The organism is Herbaspirillum sp. SJZ107, assembly GCF_006715485.1.
GTDB lineage: Bacteria > Pseudomonadota > Gammaproteobacteria > Burkholderiales > Burkholderiaceae_D > Telluria.
On sequence record NZ_VFNH01000001.1, the window covers coordinates 1,558,764 to 1,577,049 of the forward strand.

The window sequence follows — 18,286 nt, forward strand, 5'->3', positions numbered from 1 at the left end:
TCAGTGTCCGGCGAGAAGGGAACGGTTCATCTGGAAGTAGCGCTTCAGGCCGACGAGGGTAAAGCGGGTGACCACCAGCGAGACCAGGAACAGGGCGATCCCGCCGATCACCATGCCCAGGCCGACCGCGGTCTGGGTGGTGCGCGATTCGGCATCCATCTCGGTGCTGATGCGCAGCGAGCCGTCGGTGACGGCTTCGGCGCCGCGCAGCACGCGCGAACGCTCGCGCCGGCTGCTGCCTTCGTCGTCCGGGCCGGCATCCGCGGCGCCGCGCGGGCTGTCCTGGGTCACCTGGATGTCGCCGGCGCCGATGGTGATGCGGGTCTGGCGCTCGCCGCGGCTGTCCGGATCGACCGTCATGTAGCGGGCCGGCCAGTCGAGCACCAGCTCGTTGGTGCCGGCCAGGCCGCTGGCGGTGGTCATGATGCCGCCCACATACAAGGCCAGCGCGCACACGTACAGGGCGAACAGCAATGCCGAATAGACGATCGCCGGGACGATCATGAACAAATTGAAGATGGCCAGGCCTGCCGCCGACACGATCATGCGGGGCAGGTTGGCCGGCGCCTTCTTTTGCGGGTTGTCTCCGCTGCCCCGGGCGTTGGCGTTGGTGTCGGCCGCGGCGGTGAGCGCGTCCAGGTGCGTGTTGGCGCGCAGCGTCATCGCGATCTTTTTCGGCTCGTCGAGTTCGCGTGCGACGTCCTCTTCGCTGCGCCCGAGGTTGGCGGCGTCGACGAAGCGCTGCTCGTAATAGGCCAGGGTCCTGGCCTGGACCTCGGGCGTCAGGCCCAGCATCGCACGCTTGAGCGCGTCGAGGTATTCCAGTTTTCCCATCGGAGTTCCGTAATACAGTATTCGATGCTGCCAGACTACGCCGTACGGCCCGGCCGCGCCAGCGCCGTGCGACAGTCTGCAGGATACGCGGGGCAGGGCGCCGCCAGGGCCGATGGGCGCAAGTTCAAGCCGCGATGCCGTCCAGCGCCGCGGCCGCCGCCAGGCCGCTGCGCACCGCCGATTCCAGCGTTGCCGGGTAGTCGCAGGCGGTGTAGTCGCCGGCCAGCGCCAGTCCCTTGATGCCGGTATCGTTGCCGGGCCGGGCCAGGGCCGGCCTGCAGCTGAAGGTGGCGCGCTTTTCGGTGATCACCTGGTGCCACGCCGGCGCGGCCAGCGCCGGCAAGCCGAAGGCGTCCGCCAGCTGGGCCGCGACCTGGGCCGCCAGCTGGCCGCGCTCGAGCTCCGCGGCCCCGGAAGCGCCGCTGATCACCACCGCCAGCAAGCCGTTCTGGCCTGCGTCCAGTTGCCCGCGGTCGAACACGAACTGGCCCCAGTGGCCGCGTTCCGGCTCGTCCAGCAGCGCGCAGAAGGGCAGTGGCAGGCGCAGCGCCGGGTCGTATTGCAGGTAGACCGTGGAAATCGGTTCGTAGTCGAAGGCGTCGAGCTGGCTGGCGAGGGCGTCGAGGCCGGGCAGGGCGCGCACGAAGCCGGCCGCCTGCCACGGCGCGGTCGCCAGTACCACGCCGTCGAACTTGACGCAGCCGCCGGACGTCGTCACGCGCCAGCGGCCGTCGTCGTCCCGGGCCAGGGCGTCGACGCGGGCCGCCGTCAGCACGCGGCCGCCGCCATTTTCGATATGGCGGCGCGCGGCGTCCGGAAACAGCCCGTCGAGCAGCAGGCGCGGCAGCAACATGTCGGACGCCGCCCGCTTGGCGCCGAGGCTGTCGCGCAGCACCGCCAGGAATACCTGGCTGGAAGCGTGCTCGGGCGCGGTGTTCAGCGCCGCCAGGCACAGCGGGCGCCACATCTGGCGGATCAGGTTCGGGGTCTGGTCGAAGCGTTCCAGCAGTTCGGCCACGCTGCAATCGTTGTGCAGCTGCCAACCCATCCAGCGCGCGCTGGTCGAAAAGCGCGCCAGCGCCATCTTGTCGGCGCCCGTGAGGCCGCGCGCGCGCAGCAGCGCCGCCAGCATGTGCAGCGGCGCCGGCAGCGGCGGGGCGACGAAATCCATCAGGCCGCGGCCCGGCGGGTAGCGCATCTGCAAAGGCAGGCGCAGCAGGGCCTCGCGCGGCTTGATGCCGACCCGGCGCAGCAGGCCCAGGGTCCGGTCGTAGGCGCCCAGCATGATGTGCTGGCCGTTGTCGAGCCGGCGGCCGTGGGCGTCGACGGCCCGTGCGCGGCCGCCGAGGGTGCGCGCGGCTTCGTACAGGGTCACAGCATGGCCGGCGTCGGCCAGGGCGACGGCGGCGGCGCAGCCGGCCCAGCCGCCGCCGATCACCGCGACCGAGCGCGATGGCGCCGCCTTCCTAGTTGCGGACATAGGTTTTCCACGCCAGCCACAGCTTGCGCAGCGGCGTCAGCGAAATCCGCTGCGTCAGCACGTGGAAACCGTCGCGCTCGATCTCGTCGAGCAGCGTGCGGTAGATCGCCGCCATCATCAGGCCGGGACGCTGGGCGCGCCGGTCCTGCTTCGGCAGCAGCGCCAGGGCTTCGTCGTAGCAGGCCTGGGCGCGGTCGGTCTGGAACTTCATCAGCGCCTCGAACTTCTCGCTGTGGCGTGCGTTGAGCAGGTCGGCCGCGGTGACGCCGAACTGCTGCAGCTCGTTGACAGGCAGGTAGATGCGGCCCTTTCTCGCATCCTCGCCGACGTCGCGGATGATGTTGGTCAGCTGGAAGGCCAGGCCCAGCTTTTCCGCATACGCGAGGGTCTTCGGATCGGTCACGCCGAAGATGCTGGCCGACAGGATGCCGACCACGCCGGCCACGTGCCAGCAGTATTTGCGCAGGCCCGGGTAGTCGAGGTAGCGCGACTGGTCGAGGTCCATCTCCATGCCGTCGATGATGGCCTGCAGGTGTTCCTGCTTGAGGTCGTAGATGGCGATGTGCGGGCGCAGCGCCAGCATCACCGGGTGGGTCGGCGTGCCGTCCGCGGCATACATGCTCGCCACCTCATTGCGCCACCAGGCCAGCTTGATGCGCGCCAGCGAACCGTCGCTGGCTTCGTCGACGGTGTCGTCGACTTCCCGGCAGAATGCATACAGCGCCGTGATCGCACGCCGGCGTTCGGGCGGCAGGAACAGGAAGCTGTAATAAAAGCTGGAGCCGCTTTGGACGGTCTTTTGTTGGCAGTATTCGTCGGGAGACATATTATAAAAATGCAAATTCCTGGAGCAAGTCCGCTATTCTATCTCTGATAGGCCCCCAGATGAGGGCAATGCGGGGGATTTACAGCCAGTCTCTACATTTTGATGGCGCGCCAGCCGACCGCCAGCCAATCCAGCCGTCCCAGCTTGGGACGGCGCGCGAACACGTCGTAGTCGACCCGTTCGATCGCTTCCAGGATGCGCAGGCCGCCCTGCACCACCATCCGCAGTTCCCAGCCGACGCGGCCCGGCAGGCGGGTGGCCAGCGGGGCGCCTTCCAGCATCAGGGCGCGCGCCCGCTCCACCTCGAAGCGCATCAGTGCGGTCCAGGCCGGGCCCCGGCGGCCGGCGCGGATGTCGGCTTCGCCCACGCCGAAGCGCTGCAAGTCGTCCAGCGGCAGGTAGATGCGGCCTTTTTCGATGTCGATCGCCACGTCCTGCCAAAAATTGATCAGCTGCAGTGCGCTGCAGACGGCATCCGACTGGCGCAGGCTGAGCGGGTCGGCCACGCCGTACAGGGCCAGCATCAGGCGCCCGACCGGGTCGGCCGAACGGCGGCAATAGTCGAGCAGGGCGGCGAAATCGGCGTAGCGGACGGTCGTCACGTCCTGGCGGAAGGCGCTCAGCAGGTTGCGCAAGGGCTGCAGGTCGAGCCGGTAAGCGGCAACGACCGCGGCCAGGCGCGCGAACAGCGGGTCCTGCGGGGGCGTGCCGGCCGCGATGGCGTCGAGCGCGGCGTCATAGGCGCCCAAGGCCGCCAGCCGCTCCTCGGGGCGAGCATCGCCCTCGTCGGCGATGTCGTCGGCGCTGCGCGCGAAGGCGTAGATCGCTTCCACCGCCGGCCGCAGGCGGCGCGGCAGCAGGATCGAGGCAACGGGAAAGTTTTCGTAGTGATCGACAGCCATGGGGGATGCGGTGTGATGTTTGCATGATTATAATTGCTTAAATTAAAAAATCAGAATTGCCTGGGCATCCGGCCCGGGCTACAGAGGAAGACACCGTGCCCGTCCGCGAATCCTGCTTGTCCCGCCGTTCCCTGGCGCTGCCCATTTTGCTGCCCCTGCTGTTGTCCGCCTTGTTGTCCGCCTGTTCCAAGCCGGCGCCGCCGGCCCCCGAGGTGCGTCCGGTGCGCACCCTCACGCTGGCCGCCGCCGCCGTGGGCAGCAGCGCCGAGTTTTCGGGCGATGTGCGCCCGCGTTACGAATCGCGCCTGGGCTTTCGCGTCGGCGGCAAGATCAGCGCGCGCAAGGTCGATGTCGGCAGCGTCGTGACGCGCGGGACGGTCCTGATGCAGCTCGATCCGCAAGACTTGCGCCTCGGCCAGGCCCAGGCCCAGGCGGCCTTGCGCGCGGCCGAGACCACGTCCGAGCTGGCCCAGGCGGAACTCAAGCGCTACCAGGGCTTGCGCGCCCAGAATTTCGTCAGCCAGGCCGTGCTCGACGAGAAAGTGGCGGCGGCGCGCTCCAGCCAGGCGACAGTGGAATCGAGCCGCGCCGCGCTGCGCGAGCAGAGCAACCAGGCCGGCTATGCCACCCTGGTGTCGGATACGGATGGCGTGGTGACCGCGATCGACGCCGAGGTCGGCCAGGTGGTCGCCGCCGGTACCCCGGTGGTGCGGGTCGCGCGCACCGACGAGAAGGAAGTCGTGATCGGCGTGCCGGAAGACCAGGTCGAGGCCTTGCGCAAGGTGAGCGAGGTCAAGGTCAAGCTGTGGGCCGACCCCAACGCCAGCATCGCGGGACGCATCCGCGAAGTGTCGCCGATGGCCGATCCGGCCACGCGCACTTACACGGTCAAGGTCGCGATGCCGGCGCGCGAGGACGTGCGCCTGGGGATGACGGCGGTGGTCCAGCTGCTGCACCGCGCGGCCGGGCCCAATGCGTCGCAGCTGCGCGTGCCGACCTCGGCACTGTACCAGGACAAGGGCGTGACTTCGGTCTGGGTCGTGGACGACGGGGTGGTGCGCCTGCGCCCGGTGCAGGTCGGCGGCGTGGCCGGCAACGACGTGGTGCTGGCGGGCGGCGTGCAGGCCGGCCAGGTGGTGGTGACGGCCGGCGTGAACCTGCTGCGCGACGGCCAGCGGGTCAAGATCCTGACCGCCGACGTGGCGCGCCGCGCGGATGCCGAGGCCGAGGCCGCGGGCAAGTCGGAGGCGCATGGCGGTAAGGGCGCGACGACGGAGCACGGCGCGGAGCATGGCGCGGAGCATGGCGCGGAAGCGGGCGCGCCCGGCGGGCAGGCTGCGCTTGGTGCGCCGCCGGCCGGGGCGGGCGTGCAGTCGGCAGCAGCGGCACCTGCAGCGGCGCCGGTGGCCGTACCGGCTGCCGCCGCGGCGGTGGCCGGGGCTGCGGCCGTCGGTGCCGGGGCGGCGGTCCTGGCCAAGGCGCCGGCACCGGAGCCCGCGCACGCGGCTGCGAAGCCGGCCGCCAGGCCCGAGCACAAGGCGGCGCGCAAGGAAAGCCGCAAGGAAGCGAAAAGGGAAGCCCGTAAAGACGTGAAAAAGAAAACCGGCGAGCACGCCAAAAAGCGTAGCGACAAGACCTCGAACAAGACCGCTGCAGCGCACGGCCGCAAGCACGCCAGTGCGGGAGCGGCTAAATGAGGGGTTTCAACCTGTCGCGCTGGGCGCTGGAACACATCCCGCTCACGCGCTACCTGATCGCCGCGCTGCTGATCGGCGGCATCCTCAGCTACAACGTGCTCGGCCAGGACGAGGATCCGCCGTTCACCTTCCGCATCATGGTGCTGACGGCTTACTGGCCGGGCGCCACCGCGGTGCAGATGGCGCAGCAGGTGACGGATAAACTCGAGCGCAAGCTGCAGGAAACCCCGTCGATCGACAAGATCTCGAGCTTTTCCAAGCCCGGCGAAACCACCGTCATCCTGGAGCTGAAGGAATCGACCGCGCCGAAGGACGTGCCGCCGACCTGGTACCAGGTGCGCAAGAAGGTCGGCGACATCGCGGCGACGCTGCCGGCCGGCGTGGTCGGTCCGTTCTTCAACGACGAATTCGGCGATACCTACGGCTCGATCTTCGCGCTGTCCGGCGATGGGTTCACCTATGCCGAGATGCGCGACTATGCCGACTTCGTGCGCCAGCAGCTGCTGGCCGTGCCGCTGGTGGCCAAGGTCGAGCAGTTCGGTGTGCAGGAAGAAAAGCTGAACATCCTGTTCTCGCAGCAGAAGTTCGCCCAGCTCGGCGTGCCGATGGACACCATCGTCAACCAGATCGCGACCCAGAACGGCATCGAGGCCTCGGGCGTGCTGGTGACGCCGGGCGAGAACCTGCAGGTGCGCGTGAGCGGCGGCCTCAAGACCCCGAAGGACCTGGAAGACCTGAGCCTGCGCGCCAACGGCACCACCTTCCGGCTCGGCGACTTCGCGAAGGTGGAGCGTGCCTACCAGGACCCGCCGCGCGACAAGATGCGCTTCAACGGCAAGGAAGTGATCGGCCTGGGCGTGTCGATGGAAAAGGGCGGCAACATCATCCAGCTGGGCGAGGGGCTGGAACAGACGGTGGCGCGCATCCGCGCCCAGCTGCCGGTCGGTATCGAGCTGGAGCGGGTGTCGAACCAGCCGGCCGCGGTGACGGCCTCGGTGAGCGAATTCATGCACACGCTGGTGGAAGCAGTGGTGATCGTGCTGCTGGTGTCCTTCGTGGCGCTGGGTTTGCATTCAAAACCGAAGCTGCGCCTGGACGTGCGTCCCGGCCTGGTGGTGGCGCTGACCATCCCGCTGGTGCTGGCGATTACCTTCATGTTCATGCGGATCTTCGATATCTCGCTGCACAAGGTGTCGCTGGGGGCGCTGATCATCGCACTGGGTCTGCTGGTGGACGATGCCATCATCGCCGTCGAGATGATGGTGCGCAAGATGGAAGAGGGCATGTCGCGTTTCGAGGCGGCCACCTTCGCCTACACCTCGACCGCCTTCCCGATGCTGACCGGGACCCTGATCACGGCGGCCGGCTTCCTGCCGATCGGCCTGGCCAGGTCCACCGCCGGCGAATACACCTTCTCGATGTTCTCGGTGAATGCGATCGCGCTGATCGTGTCGTGGGTGGTGGCGGTGACCTTCACGCCCTACATCGGCTTCGTGCTGCTGCGCGTGCAGCCGCATGCCGCGGGCGAAGCCTCGCACCACGACGTGTTCGATTCGCCGGCGTACCAGCGCTTCCGCCGCCTGGTCAACTGGTGCGTGGAATGGCGCATGACCACGATCGTGCTGTCGCTGGCGGTGTTCGCGCTCGGCGTGTTCGGCTTCAGGTTCATCGAAAAGCAGTTCTTCCCGGATTCCAGCCGCCCCGAGCTGATGGTCGAGATGTGGACGCCGGAAGGCACCAGCTTCGCCGTCAACGAGGCGCTGGCCAAGAAATTCGAAGCCTTCGTGCGCCGCCAGCCGGAGCTGGAGAGCGTCACCAGCTATATCGGCACCGGCAGCCCGCGCTTCTACCTGCCGCTGGACCAGATCTTCCCGGCCTCGAACGTGTCGCAGTTCGTGGTGCTGCCGAAGACCCTGGCGGGGCGCGAGACGCTGCTGCGCAAGATCCGGCAAGTGTTCAAGGACGATTTCCCGGAAGTGCGCGGGCGCGTGAAGCTGCTGCCGAACGGGCCGCCGGTGCCGTATCCGGTGCAGTTCCGCGTCACCGGACCGGACATCGCCGTGGTGCGGCGCGTGGCCGACCAGGTCAAGGACGTGATGCGCGCCAACCAGAACACGGTCGGCGTCAACGACAACTGGAACGAGGCGGTCAAGGTGCTGCGCCTCGATCTCGACCAGGACAAGCTGCGCGCGCTCGGCGTGACCTCGCAGGCAGTGCGGCGCACCGTCGCCACCGTCCTGTCGGGCACCACGATCGGCCAGTTCAGGGAAAGCAACCGCCTGATCGACATCGTGGTGCGCCAGCCGCTCGAGGAGCGCTCGACCATGTCGGTGCTGGCCAATACCAACGTCGCTACCGCCGCCGGCAAGCCGGTGCCGCTGTCGCAGCTGGCACGGATCGAGTTCGTGTGGGAGCCGGGCGTGGTGTGGCGCGAGTGGCGCGAGTGGGCGATCATGGTCCAGGCCGACGTGGTGGAGGGCATCCAGGGGCCGACCGTCTCGACCCAGGTCGACGAGCGCCTGGCCGGGCTGCGCAAGATGCTGCCGGCCGGCTACCGCATCCAGCAGGAAGGCGCGGCCGCCGACAGTGCCGAAGCGGAAGCCTCGATCTCGGCCAACGTGCCGCTGGTGCTGTTCCTGGTGTTCACCCTGTTGATGCTGCAGCTGCACAGCTTCTCGCGCTCGCTGCTGGTGTTCCTGACCGGGCCGCTGGGCGTGGCCGGGGCGGCGATGGCGCTGCTGGCGCTGGGCCGGCCGTTCGGCTTCGTCGCCAACCTGGGCGTGATCGCCCTGTTCGGCATGATCATCCGTAATTCGGTGATCCTGGTCGACCAGATCGAAACCGATATCGCCGCCGGCGTGCCGGCCTGGGATGCGATCGTCGAAGCGGCGGTGCGGCGCTGCCGCCCGATCCTGCTGACCGCGGCCGCGGCGGCGCTGGCCATGATTCCACTGTCGCGCTCGGTGTTCTGGGGGCCGATGGCGGTGGCGATCATGGGTGGCTTGCTGGTGGCGACGGCGCTCACGCTGCTGTTCTTGCCGGCCCTGTACGCAGCCTGGTTCCGCGTAAAAAAGCCGGTTTGACAGGTAGTGTGGACGGCTGCGCCGTCCACGCGTGCAAGCTAAGTATCTGATATAACGCAGAAAAATCTCAGCGATAAAAAGCGATTAACTGAGCGGCATTGCACGATTTAAAAATCATCCAATGCTGTCAGAAAATCCAGTAAAATATCGGGTTGAAGTTGTAGCCCCTAAACAACTAGAAGCTCGAAAACCGTAGCGAGCGGCCGCAGTTTTGGAGGAGAAGCGCAGCTGTACGAAGGTACAGCGAGCATCGCAGTCCAAAAATGCAACGCGCAGTAGGTTTGCGAGCTTCTTATAGGAATGCAGGGCGGCCGGGTGTATGTCGGGCGCCCTTTGTTTTTGTGGCAAGATGCAATCCTGCGCGAGGATGGCGAAATTGGTAGACGCACCAGGTTTAGGTCCTGACGCCAGCAATGGTGTGGGGGTTCGAGTCCCCCTCCTCGCACCACGAATAATTATTTTTTTGGACGATTTTTACAATGGCAACTGCAGTCGAAAACCTGGGTAAACTCGAGCGTCGCTTGACTCTCTCTTTTCCGCTGAGCGACGTTCGTACGGAAGTTGAAAAGCGCCTCAAGCAGCAGGCCAAGACCGCACGCGCACCCGGCTTCCGTCCGGGCAAAGTGCCGCTCAAGATGGTCGCTGCCCAGTACGGCTACCAGATCGAGTCCGACGTGCTGAACGACCGCGTCGGCGCGGCCTTCAACCAGGCAGCGACCGAAGCCCAGCTGCGCGTCGCCGGCATGCCGAAAATCGAACCGAAGCAAGATGCACCGGAAGGCATGCTGGCCTTCGACGCGACCTTCGAAGTCTACCCGGAAGTCGCCCTGCCTGACCTGGCCGGCATCGAGGTCGAAACCGTCAAGGCCGAGGTCAGCGACGCCGAGATCGACAAGACCATCGACATCCTGCGCAAGCAGCGCGTGCACTTCCACACCAAGGGCGAAGCCGGCGAACACGGCGACGGCGGCGAAGCCGTCGCTGCCAACGGCGACCGCGTGACCGTGGACTTCACCGGTGTGATCGACGGCGTCGAGTTCCCGGGCGGCAAGGCTGACGACTACGCCTTCGTGCTGGGCGAAGGCCGCATGCTGCCGGAATTCGAAGCCGCGACGGTCGGCCTGAAAGTCGGCGAAAGCAAGACCTTCCCGCTGGCCTTCCCTGAGGACTACCACGGCAAGGACGTGGCCGGCAAGACTGCCGAGTTCACCATCACCCTGAAGAACCTGGAATGGGCGCACCTGCCGGCGATCGACGAAGAGTTCGCCAAGTCGCTGGGCATCGAAGACGGCAGCGTCGAAAAAATGCGCGAAGACATCAAGGTCAACCTGGAGCGTGAAGTCAACGCCCGCATCAAGGCCCGCAACAAGGAAGCCGTGATGGACGCGCTGGTCAAGCACACCGAAATGGACGTGCCGCAAGTGATGGTTGCCCAGGATTCCGAGCGCCTGGCCGAGCAGACCCGCCAGGACATGGCTGGCCGCGGCATGGACGTCAAGAGCCTGCCGTTCCCGGCCGACCTGTTCGCGACCAAGGCCGAGCGCCGCGTGCGCCTGGGCCTGATCCTGTCGCAGCTGGTGGGCGACAACAACCTGCAAGCCACCCAGGACCAGGTGAAAGCGCAGATCGAAGACTTCGCGCAAAGCTACGAAGACCCGAAAGAAGTCCTGAAGTACTACTATAGCGATCGTCGCCGCCTGAGCGAAGTCGAAGCTCTTGTATTGGAAGAAAACGTCGTTAACTACGTACTTGGCAAGGCAAAGGTGACTGCGAAAGACATCGCCTTTGACGAACTGATGGGAAGCAACGCTCAAGCCTAATTGCTTGACGCAAGTTCCTTGACGCTCGACTGCAAGGAGCCGCCGCCGGTGCCGCGCTTAGCGCCGCACCGGCGGCGGCGTCCCGTAACTTTATACAAGGATAGTGACAGGTATGAATCATAATCCCGCATTGGATACCCAAGCCCTCGGCCTCGTACCGATGGTGATCGAGCAGAGCGGTCGTGGCGAGCGCGCCTACGATATCTACTCGCGCCTGCTGAAAGAGCGCGTGATTTTCCTGGTCGGTCCTGTCAACGACCAGATGGCCAACCTGATCGTGGCCCAGCTGCTGTTCCTGGAAAGCGAGAATCCGGACAAGGACATCTCGCTGTACATCAACTCGCCGGGTGGATCGGTCTCGGCCGGTCTGGCGATCTTCGACACCATGAACTTCATCAAACCGGACGTGTCGACCCTGTGCACCGGCCTGGCCGCATCGATGGGCGCCTTCCTGCTGGCTGCCGGCGCCAAGGGCAAGCGTTTCTCGCTGCCGAATTCGCGCGTCATGATCCACCAGCCGTCCGGCGGTTCGCAGGGCATGGCGTCGGACATCGAGATCCAGGCCAAGGAAATCCTGTACCTGCGCGAGCGCCTGGCGCGCATCATGGCCGACAACACCGGCCAGACCATCGAGCAGATCCACAAGGATACCGACCGCGACCGCTTCATGTCCGCCGAGGAATCCGTCGAATACGGACTGATCGACCGGGTGCTGACCAGCCGTGCATAATCAAGGTAAATAGTAACGCCCGATTGTTGCTCAAAACGCCCGGTCGCGACAGCGGTTCGGGCGTTTTATTTTCAAATCGAGTAGCATGGAGATGTGTGCACTTGTTGCGCCCCTGTATTAGCGTTATATTCATTGCAATTCAACAGAAACCTGCCCCATGTCTGACAAAAAATCCTCAAGCGGCGAAAAACTCCTGTACTGCTCGTTCTGCGGCAAGAGCCAGCACGAGGTCAAGAAGCTGATCGCGGGACCTTCGGTCTTCATCTGCGACGAATGCATCGACCTGTGCAACGACATCATCCGCGATGAGACCTCGAACGTCGAAACGGTGGCGGGCGCCAAGTCCGACCTGCCGACGCCGCACGAGATCAGCGAGCTGCTGGATCAATACGTGATCGGCCAGCAGACGGCCAAGCGCATTCTGTCGGTCGCTGTATACAATCACTACAAGCGCCTCAAGCACCTCGGCAAGAAGGACGAGGTCGAGCTGGCCAAGAGCAACATCCTGCTGGTCGGTCCCACCGGCTCCGGCAAGACGCTGCTGGCCCAGACCCTGGCGCGCATGCTCAACGTCCCGTTCGTGATCGCCGACGCGACCACGCTGACGGAAGCCGGCTATGTCGGCGAGGACGTCGAGAACATCATCCAGAAACTGCTGCAGAGCTGCAACTACGAAGTCGAGAAGGCGCAGCGCGGCATCGTCTACATCGACGAGATCGACAAGATTTCGCGCAAGTCCGACAATCCGTCGATCACGCGCGACGTGTCCGGCGAAGGCGTGCAGCAGGCACTGCTGAAGCTGATCGAAGGCACCATGGCCTCGGTACCGCCGCAGGGCGGGCGCAAGCACCCGAACCAGGACTTCGTGCAGATCGACACGACCAATATCATGTTCATCTGCGGCGGCGCCTTCGACGGCCTGGCGAAAGTGATCCAGAACCGTTCGGAAAAGAGCGGCATCGGCTTCGCGGCCAGCGTCAAGAGCCCGAGCGAGCGCTCCAACAGCGACGTGCTGCTGGAAGCCGAGCCGGAAGACCTGATCAAGTTCGGCCTGATTCCCGAGCTGGTCGGCCGCCTGCCGGTGGTCGCCGCGCTGAGCGAGTTGACCGAGGAAGCGCTGATCCAGATCCTGATCGAGCCGAAGAACGCCCTGATCAAGCAGTACTCCAAGCTGCTCGAGATGGAAGGCGCGGAACTCGAAATCCGCCCGGCGGCCCTGCATGCGATTGCCAAGAAGGCACTGGCACGCAAGACCGGCGCGCGCGGCCTGCGTTCGATCCTGGAGCACGCGCTGCTGGACGTGATGTATGAACTGCCGAGCCAGCAAAACGTGGTGAAAGTCGTGATTGATGAAAATACGATCACGAATGGCGCGAAACCTTTGCTGATCTATAGCGAAACGCCAAAAGTTTCTGGGGAAAATTAATATTTCCTGACGTAAAAGCCTCAAACACGCTTGAAACCTGCGGTCGAGTCGGTACAATCAATCTCGATATCAGCGGGGAATGCAGTAAAAAGCCACTCGCGACTTTCGTTGCAGAGTGGCTTTTTCATTCAAAAAGCACGCTTTTGTCGAATCGGCTATAGTCAAACCCAAGTTAACAAATTTTTCATCAGGAAAAATTTTTTTGGCCGGTCTTGTGAATCGAGGGTGGGCGCCCAACATCCTCTTCACGCTTTCTATAAGGTATGCCATGACGACTACTAAATTTACCGAGCAAACGACGCTGCCCCTCTTGCCATTGCGCGACGTGGTGGTGTTCCCTCATATGGTGATACCTCTGTTCGTCGGCCGCCCGAAATCCATCAAGGCTCTGGAAGCCGCGATGGAACAGGGCAAGAGCATCATGCTCGCTGCGCAAAAAGCAGCTGCCAAGGACGAACCTTCGGCCGCAGACATCTACGAGATCGGCTGCGTGGCCAATATCCTGCAAATGCTGAAGCTGCCCGACGGTACCGTGAAGGTGCTGGTCGAAGGCGCACAGCGTGCCCGTATCAATCACATCAGCGACGGTCCGAGCCATTTCGTGGCTGACCTGACCCCGATCAATTCGGAAATCGGCGACGACTCGGAAGTCGAAGCGATGCGCCGTGCGATCGTCCAGCAGTTCGACCAGTACGTCAAACTGAACAAGAAGATTCCGCCCGAGATCCTGGCATCGCTGGCCGGTATCGACGATGCCGGCCGCCTGGCCGACACCGTTGCCGCCCACCTGCCGCTCAAGCTCGAGCAGAAGCAGGTGATCCTCGAGATCTTCAACGTCGCCAAGCGCCTCGAGCACCTGCTCGGCCAGCTGGAAGGCGAACTCGACATCCTGCAGGTCGAAAAGCGCATCCGTGGCCGCGTCAAGCGCCAGATGGAGAAATCGCAGCGCGAGTACTACCTGAACGAGCAGGTCAAGGCGATCCAGAAAGAGCTGGGTGAAGGCGAAGACGGTGCCGACATCGAAGAGCTCGAGAAGAAGGTGATCGCGGCCAAGATGCCGAAGGAAGCCCTCGAAAAGGCGATGGGCGAGATCAAGAAGCTGAAGATGATGTCGCCGATGTCGGCCGAAGCCACGGTCGTGCGCAACTACATCGACACCCTGGTCGGCTTGCCTTGGAAGAAAAAGTCCAAGGTCACGATCGACCTGGAAAAGGCCGCTGAAGTGCTCGAGTCCGACCACTACGGCCTGGACAAGATCAAGGAACGCATCCTCGAGTACCTCGCGGTGCAGCAACGCGTCGAAAAACTGAAGGCGCCGATCCTGTGCTTCGTCGGTCCTCCGGGCGTGGGCAAGACCTCGCTGGGCGAATCGATTGCCCGCGCAACCGGCCGCAAGTACGTGCGCATGGCGCTCGGCGGCGTGCGCGACGAGGCCGAGATCCGCGGCCACCGTCGTACCTACATCGGCTCGATGCCGGGCAAGGTGCTGCAATCGCTGTCGAAAGTCGGCGTGCGCAACCCGCTGTTCCTGCTCGACGAGATCGATAAAATGGGTGCGGACTTCCGCGGCGACCCGTCCTCGGCACTGCTGGAAGTGCTGGACCCGGCGCAGAACCACACCTTCAGCGACCACTACGTCGAAGTCGACTTCGACCTGTCGGACGTGATGTTCGTGGCGACCTCGAACTCCTTCAACATCCCGCCGGCACTGCTGGACCGGATGGAAGTCATCCGCCTGTCGGGTTACACCGAAGACGAGAAGACCTCGATCGCCCAGCGCTACCTGCTGCCGAAGCAGATCAAGGCGAACGGCCTGAAGGAAGAAGAGATCAAGGTCGAAGAAGCGGCGATCCGCGACATCATCCGCTACTACACCCGTGAAGCGGGCGTGCGTTCGCTCGAGCGTGAAATCTCGAAGATCTGCCGCAAGGTCGTCAAGATGCTGCTGCTCAAGAAGGACAACAAGCGCGTCGTGGTGAATGCCAAGACCCTGGACAAGTACCTGGGTGTGCGCCGCTACGATTTCGGCGTGGCCGAGAAGGAAAACCAGATCGGCCAGGTGGTCGGACTGGCATGGACCGAAGTCGGCGGCGACCTGCTGACGATCGAAGCCGTGCAGGTGCCGGGCAAGGGCGCCGTGATCCGTACCGGTACGCTGGGCGACGTGATGAAGGAATCGATCGAAGCTGCCCGTACCGTGGTGCGCTCGCGTGCGAACCGCCTGGGCATCAAGAACGAGGTGTTCGAGAAGACCGACATCCACATCCACGTGCCGGAAGGCGCGACGCCGAAGGACGGTCCGTCCGCCGGTATCGCGATGACGACCGCGCTGGTGTCGGTGTTCACCGGCATTCCGGTCCGTGCCGATGTCGCCATGACCGGCGAGATCACGCTGCGCGGCGAAGTCCTGCCGATCGGCGGCCTGAAGGAAAAACTGCTGGCGGCGCAACGCGGTGGCATCAAGACCGTGCTGATCCCCGAGCAGAACGTGAAGGACCTGGCCGACATCCCGGACAACGTCAAGAACAAGCTCGAGATCGTGCCGGTACGCTGGATCGAGAAAGTGCTGGAAGTTGCCCTGGAACGCCAGCCGGAAGCCTTGGTCGACGTCCCGGCCGTGGCAGCCCCGGTGGCCGCGGCTGCCGAAGGGCAGGGCGGCGTGGTCAAGCACTGATCCTGCCGGTTCCACTCTGAAAAGCGCCCCTCGCGGGCGCTTTTTTCTTGCCTGCGTACGCTGCAGTCGAGTGGTTCTTCTAATTTGTTGCCTCACGGTACCATACTTGCTTGACATGGAGCATCACGCCCTTGTCTAATACGCGCTTGCGGTTTTGCCGGCGCCCGTCGCCTTGCAAGCCGGGAACGTAAATGAGGGAAAAGAGTGAACAAAACTGAATTGATCGAAGAAATCGCGAAGTCCGCGGACCTGACCAAAGCTTCTGCGGCGCGTGCCCTCGATGCGATGATCGAAGCGGTGACCAACACCCTGAAGAACAATGACAGCGTGACCCTGGTCGGCTTCGGCACTTTCACGGTCGGCGAACGCGCTGCCCGCACCGGCCGCGACCCGCGCACCAAGGAAGCCATCAAGATCAAGGCAGCCAAGGTCCCGAAATTTAAGGCTGGTAAAGCACTGAAAGATGCAGTAAACTAATGCCTCTTCTGCGCTGACACGCAGAGGTAGGTAGTGCCCAGTATTTCGTGGAGCGGTAGTTCAGTTGGTTAGAATACCGGCCTGTCACGCCGGGGGTCGCGGGTTCGAGCCCCGTCCGCTCCGCCACGAATCCCAGTGCCGATGTCTGGCTGGATGCAGCGGTTTGCGAAATACACGAATTTGGAGCGGTAGTTCAGTTGGTTAGAATACCGGCCTGTCACGCCGGGGGTCGCGGGTTCGAGCCCCGTCCGCTCCGCCAGAATGTATGAGATGTGTCGCCCTTCAGGCGCGGCTGAAAAAAGGCGAACGCTAGTTCGCCTTTTTTTTTGTCCCTCTCGTAGCTTTTTTGTAATGCATCTTCAACCTTGATTGGCTGACCATGTTTGAATTTATCCGTACTCACCAGCGTGTCATGCAGATCCTGCTGCTGCTGCTGATCCTGCCGTCCTTCGTACTGGTCGGCGTCAGCAGTTACCAGGACCGCGGCGGCAGCAGCGATGGTGTGGCGACCGTGGACGGGAAAAAGATCACCCAGCAGGAGTGGGAAAACGCGCAGCGCCGCCAGATCGATCAGGCGCGCCAGATGATGGGCGCCCAGTTCGACCAGAAACTGTTCGACACGCCGGAAGCGAAACAGGCGATCCTCGATAACCTGGTGGCCGAACGCGCCATCAACGCCGAAGTCGCGCGCAGCAACCTCACCGTCAGCGACGCCGTGCTGGTCAAGGCCATCTCCGACATCCAGCAGTTCCGCAAGCCGGACGGCAGCTTCGACAAGGAAGGCTACTACGCCGCGATCGCCGCCCAGGGCATGAACGAGCAGCAGTTCAACGCCCGCATGCGCCACGACATGGCCGTACAGCAGCTGGTCGGCTCGATCCAGCAGACCGCCTTCGCGCCGCGCACCGTGTCGAACCGCCTGTCGGACATCAACGACCAGGAACGCGAAGTCCAGGAGCAGCTGTTCCCGGCCGCGAACTTCGTCGGCCAGGTGAAAGTTACCGACGACATGCTGAAAGCCTTCTACGACAAGAACGCCGCCCTGTTCCAGGTGCCGGAAACCGTCAAGGCCGAATACGTCGTGTTCAATGCCGACGCGGTCGAGAAATCGGTGACCGTCTCGGACGCCGAGATCGCCGACGCCTACAACAAGAACAAGGCCCGCTTTACTACCCCGGAAAAGCGCAGCGCCAGCCACATCCTCATCAACGCACCGGCGGGCGCCAAGCCGGCCGACGATGCCGCCGCCAAGGCCAAGGCACAAGCCATCCTGGACGAAGTGCGCAAGAACCCGGCCGACTTCGCGAAGATCGCCAAGGCCCAGTCGCAGGACCCGGGTTCGGCCGAGCTGGGCGGCGACCTCGGCAACATCGAGCGCGGCGTGTTCCCGGCCAAGCAGGTCGAAGACACGATCTACAGCCTGAAGGACGGCGCAATCAGCGGCCTGGTGCGCTCGGATTTCGGCTACCACATCATCAAGCTGACCAAGCTGACCCCGGCCACGCAGAAGAGCCTGGACGATGCCAAGCCGGAAATCGCGGCCGAGCTGAAGAAGACCAAGATGTCGTCGAAGTATTCGGAACTGGCCGAGACCTTCTCGAACACCGTGTATGAGCAGGCCGACAGCCTGAAGCCGGTGGCCGACAAGCTGGGCCTGACCATCCAGACCGTCGACGGCCTGACCCGCACGCCGAACCCGGCACTGGGCACCTCGCCGGTCAACAACGACAAGTTCCTGAAGGCGATCTTCTCGAGCGACGCGCTGACCAACAAGCGCAACACCGAAGCCGTCGAAGTGGCACCGAGCACCCTGGTGGCAGGCCGCGTGGTGGCCTCCAAGCCGGCGTCCAAGCGTCCGTTCGCCGAAGTCGAAGGCATCATCCGCCAGCGCGTGACCCAGGAAGAAGCCACCCGCCTGGCACGCCAGGCCGGCGAGGCCAAGCTGGCCGCCGCCAGGGCCTCGGGCGACGCCAGCGGCTTCGGCGACGTCAAGGTCGTGTCGCGCACCAAGGAGCCGACGATCAACCAGACCGCCGCGCTGGCCGTCCTCAAGGCCGACACCAGCAAGCTGCCGGCCTACGTCGGCGTCGAGCTGCCGGGCCAGGGCTATGGCGTGTACCGCATCGCCAAGGTGTCGCAGCCGGCCCAGCCGGACACCGCACGCCGCCAGCAGGAAGCCGAGCAGATCGCGAATGCGGTCGGCGGCGGCGAGACCTACGGTTTCGTGGAGGCGCTGAAGCACAAGGCCAAGGCCAAGATCAACGTCAAATCGGCCGACCTGGGCGTGAAGCAGGATCAGTAAGCATCACGTCTACGCCAGAAAGCCCGGCCCGCGCA

At 64.4% G+C, this 18,286-nt stretch carries 12 protein-coding genes and 3 tRNA genes; 11 read left to right on the forward strand and 4 right to left on the reverse strand.

The features are described from left to right. From FBX97_RS07010 to hpnC, 4 genes are all read right to left on the reverse strand, one after another. Complete coding sequence (locus FBX97_RS07010; RefSeq protein ID WP_141829835.1) at nt 1–834, reverse strand: DUF1700 domain-containing protein; 834 nt, start codon at nt 832–834, stop codon at nt 1–3. A gap of 124 nt (nt 835–958) precedes the next feature. Then, the gene (gene hpnE / locus FBX97_RS07015; RefSeq protein WP_141829837.1) at nt 959–2,314 is read right to left on the reverse strand and encodes a hydroxysqualene dehydroxylase HpnE; all 1,356 of its coding nucleotides are present in this window, start codon (nt 2,312–2,314) and stop codon (nt 959–961) included. After that, complete coding sequence (gene hpnD / locus FBX97_RS07020; protein WP_141829839.1) at nt 2,301–3,140, reverse strand: presqualene diphosphate synthase HpnD; 840 nt, start codon at nt 3,138–3,140, stop codon at nt 2,301–2,303. Before hpnD ends, hpnE begins: the two co-directional genes overlap by 14 nt. Before the next feature lie 92 nt (nt 3,141–3,232). Further along, nucleotides 3,233–4,042, reverse strand: a complete 810-nt coding sequence (hpnC, locus tag FBX97_RS07025; protein WP_141829840.1) for a squalene synthase HpnC — start codon at nt 4,040–4,042, stop codon at nt 3,233–3,235. Between the two features lie 116 nt (nt 4,043–4,158). Here hpnC and FBX97_RS07030 point away from each other — a divergent pair, with 116 nt between their 5' ends. The 11 genes from FBX97_RS07030 (at nt 4,159) to FBX97_RS07080 (ending at nt 18,251) form a co-directional block, all read left to right on the forward strand. After that, entirely contained in the window at nt 4,159–5,739 is a 1,581-nt protein-coding gene (locus FBX97_RS07030; protein WP_185748495.1) for an efflux RND transporter periplasmic adaptor subunit, read from the forward strand. Beyond that, nucleotides 5,736–8,822, forward strand: a complete 3,087-nt coding sequence (locus tag FBX97_RS07035; protein ID WP_141829842.1) for an efflux RND transporter permease subunit — start codon at nt 5,736–5,738, stop codon at nt 8,820–8,822. Before FBX97_RS07030 ends, FBX97_RS07035 begins: the two co-directional genes overlap by 4 nt. Nucleotides 8,823–9,183: 361 nt before the next feature. Beyond that, a tRNA-Leu gene (locus FBX97_RS07040) sits at nt 9,184–9,270 on the forward strand. Between the two features lie 31 nt (nt 9,271–9,301). After that, complete coding sequence (gene tig / locus FBX97_RS07045) at nt 9,302–10,642, forward strand: trigger factor (RefSeq protein WP_141829844.1); 1,341 nt, start codon at nt 9,302–9,304, stop codon at nt 10,640–10,642. 112 nt (nt 10,643–10,754) lie between these two features. Beyond that, nucleotides 10,755–11,372, forward strand: coding sequence for an ATP-dependent Clp endopeptidase proteolytic subunit ClpP (gene clpP, locus FBX97_RS07050; protein ID WP_185748496.1), 618 nt, complete (start codon nt 10,755–10,757; stop codon nt 11,370–11,372). A gap of 157 nt (nt 11,373–11,529) precedes the next feature. Then, the gene (clpX, locus tag FBX97_RS07055; protein WP_141829847.1) at nt 11,530–12,798 is read left to right on the forward strand and encodes an ATP-dependent Clp protease ATP-binding subunit ClpX; all 1,269 of its coding nucleotides are present in this window, start codon (nt 11,530–11,532) and stop codon (nt 12,796–12,798) included. A gap of 268 nt (nt 12,799–13,066) precedes the next feature. Beyond that, nucleotides 13,067–15,472, forward strand: coding sequence for an endopeptidase La (gene lon / locus FBX97_RS07060; RefSeq protein ID WP_141829849.1), 2,406 nt, complete (start codon nt 13,067–13,069; stop codon nt 15,470–15,472). A 204-nt stretch (nt 15,473–15,676) separates the two neighbouring features. Continuing rightward, nucleotides 15,677–15,949 (forward strand): HU family DNA-binding protein, encoded by a 273-nt coding sequence (locus FBX97_RS07065; protein WP_141829851.1) that lies wholly within the window; start codon nt 15,677–15,679, stop codon nt 15,947–15,949. A gap of 49 nt (nt 15,950–15,998) precedes the next feature. Then, nucleotides 15,999–16,075, forward strand: a tRNA-Asp gene (locus FBX97_RS07070). A gap of 56 nt (nt 16,076–16,131) precedes the next feature. Next, a tRNA-Asp gene (locus tag FBX97_RS07075) sits at nt 16,132–16,208 on the forward strand. Nucleotides 16,209–16,328: 120 nt separating this feature from the next. Next, complete coding sequence (locus FBX97_RS07080; RefSeq protein WP_141829852.1) at nt 16,329–18,251, forward strand: SurA N-terminal domain-containing protein; 1,923 nt, start codon at nt 16,329–16,331, stop codon at nt 18,249–18,251. The last annotated feature ends 35 nt before the right edge of the window (nt 18,252–18,286 follow it).

Excerpts from the sequence above, each read along its gene's own strand:
- tig (WP_141829844.1), top strand. The coding sequence starts at position 9,302 with ATGGCAACTGCAGTCGAAAACCTGGGTAAACTCGAGCGTCGCTTGACT.
- clpP (WP_185748496.1), top strand. The coding sequence starts at position 10,755 with ATGAATCATAATCCCGCATTGGATACCCAAGCCCTCGGCCTCGTACCG.
- hpnD (WP_141829839.1), bottom strand. The coding sequence starts at position 3,140 with ATGTCTCCCGACGAATACTGCCAACAAAAGACCGTCCAAAGCGGCTCC.
- lon (WP_141829849.1), top strand. The coding sequence starts at position 13,067 with ATGACGACTACTAAATTTACCGAGCAAACGACGCTGCCCCTCTTGCCA.
- FBX97_RS07010 (WP_141829835.1), bottom strand. The coding sequence starts at position 834 with ATGGGAAAACTGGAATACCTCGACGCGCTCAAGCGTGCGATGCTGGGC.
- FBX97_RS07035 (WP_141829842.1), top strand. The coding sequence starts at position 5,736 with ATGAGGGGTTTCAACCTGTCGCGCTGGGCGCTGGAACACATCCCGCTC.
- hpnE (WP_141829837.1), bottom strand. The coding sequence starts at position 2,314 with ATGTCCGCAACTAGGAAGGCGGCGCCATCGCGCTCGGTCGCGGTGATC.
- clpX (WP_141829847.1), top strand. The coding sequence starts at position 11,530 with ATGTCTGACAAAAAATCCTCAAGCGGCGAAAAACTCCTGTACTGCTCG.
- FBX97_RS07080 (WP_141829852.1), top strand. The coding sequence starts at position 16,329 with ATGTTTGAATTTATCCGTACTCACCAGCGTGTCATGCAGATCCTGCTG.
- hpnC (WP_141829840.1), bottom strand. The coding sequence starts at position 4,042 with ATGGCTGTCGATCACTACGAAAACTTTCCCGTTGCCTCGATCCTGCTG.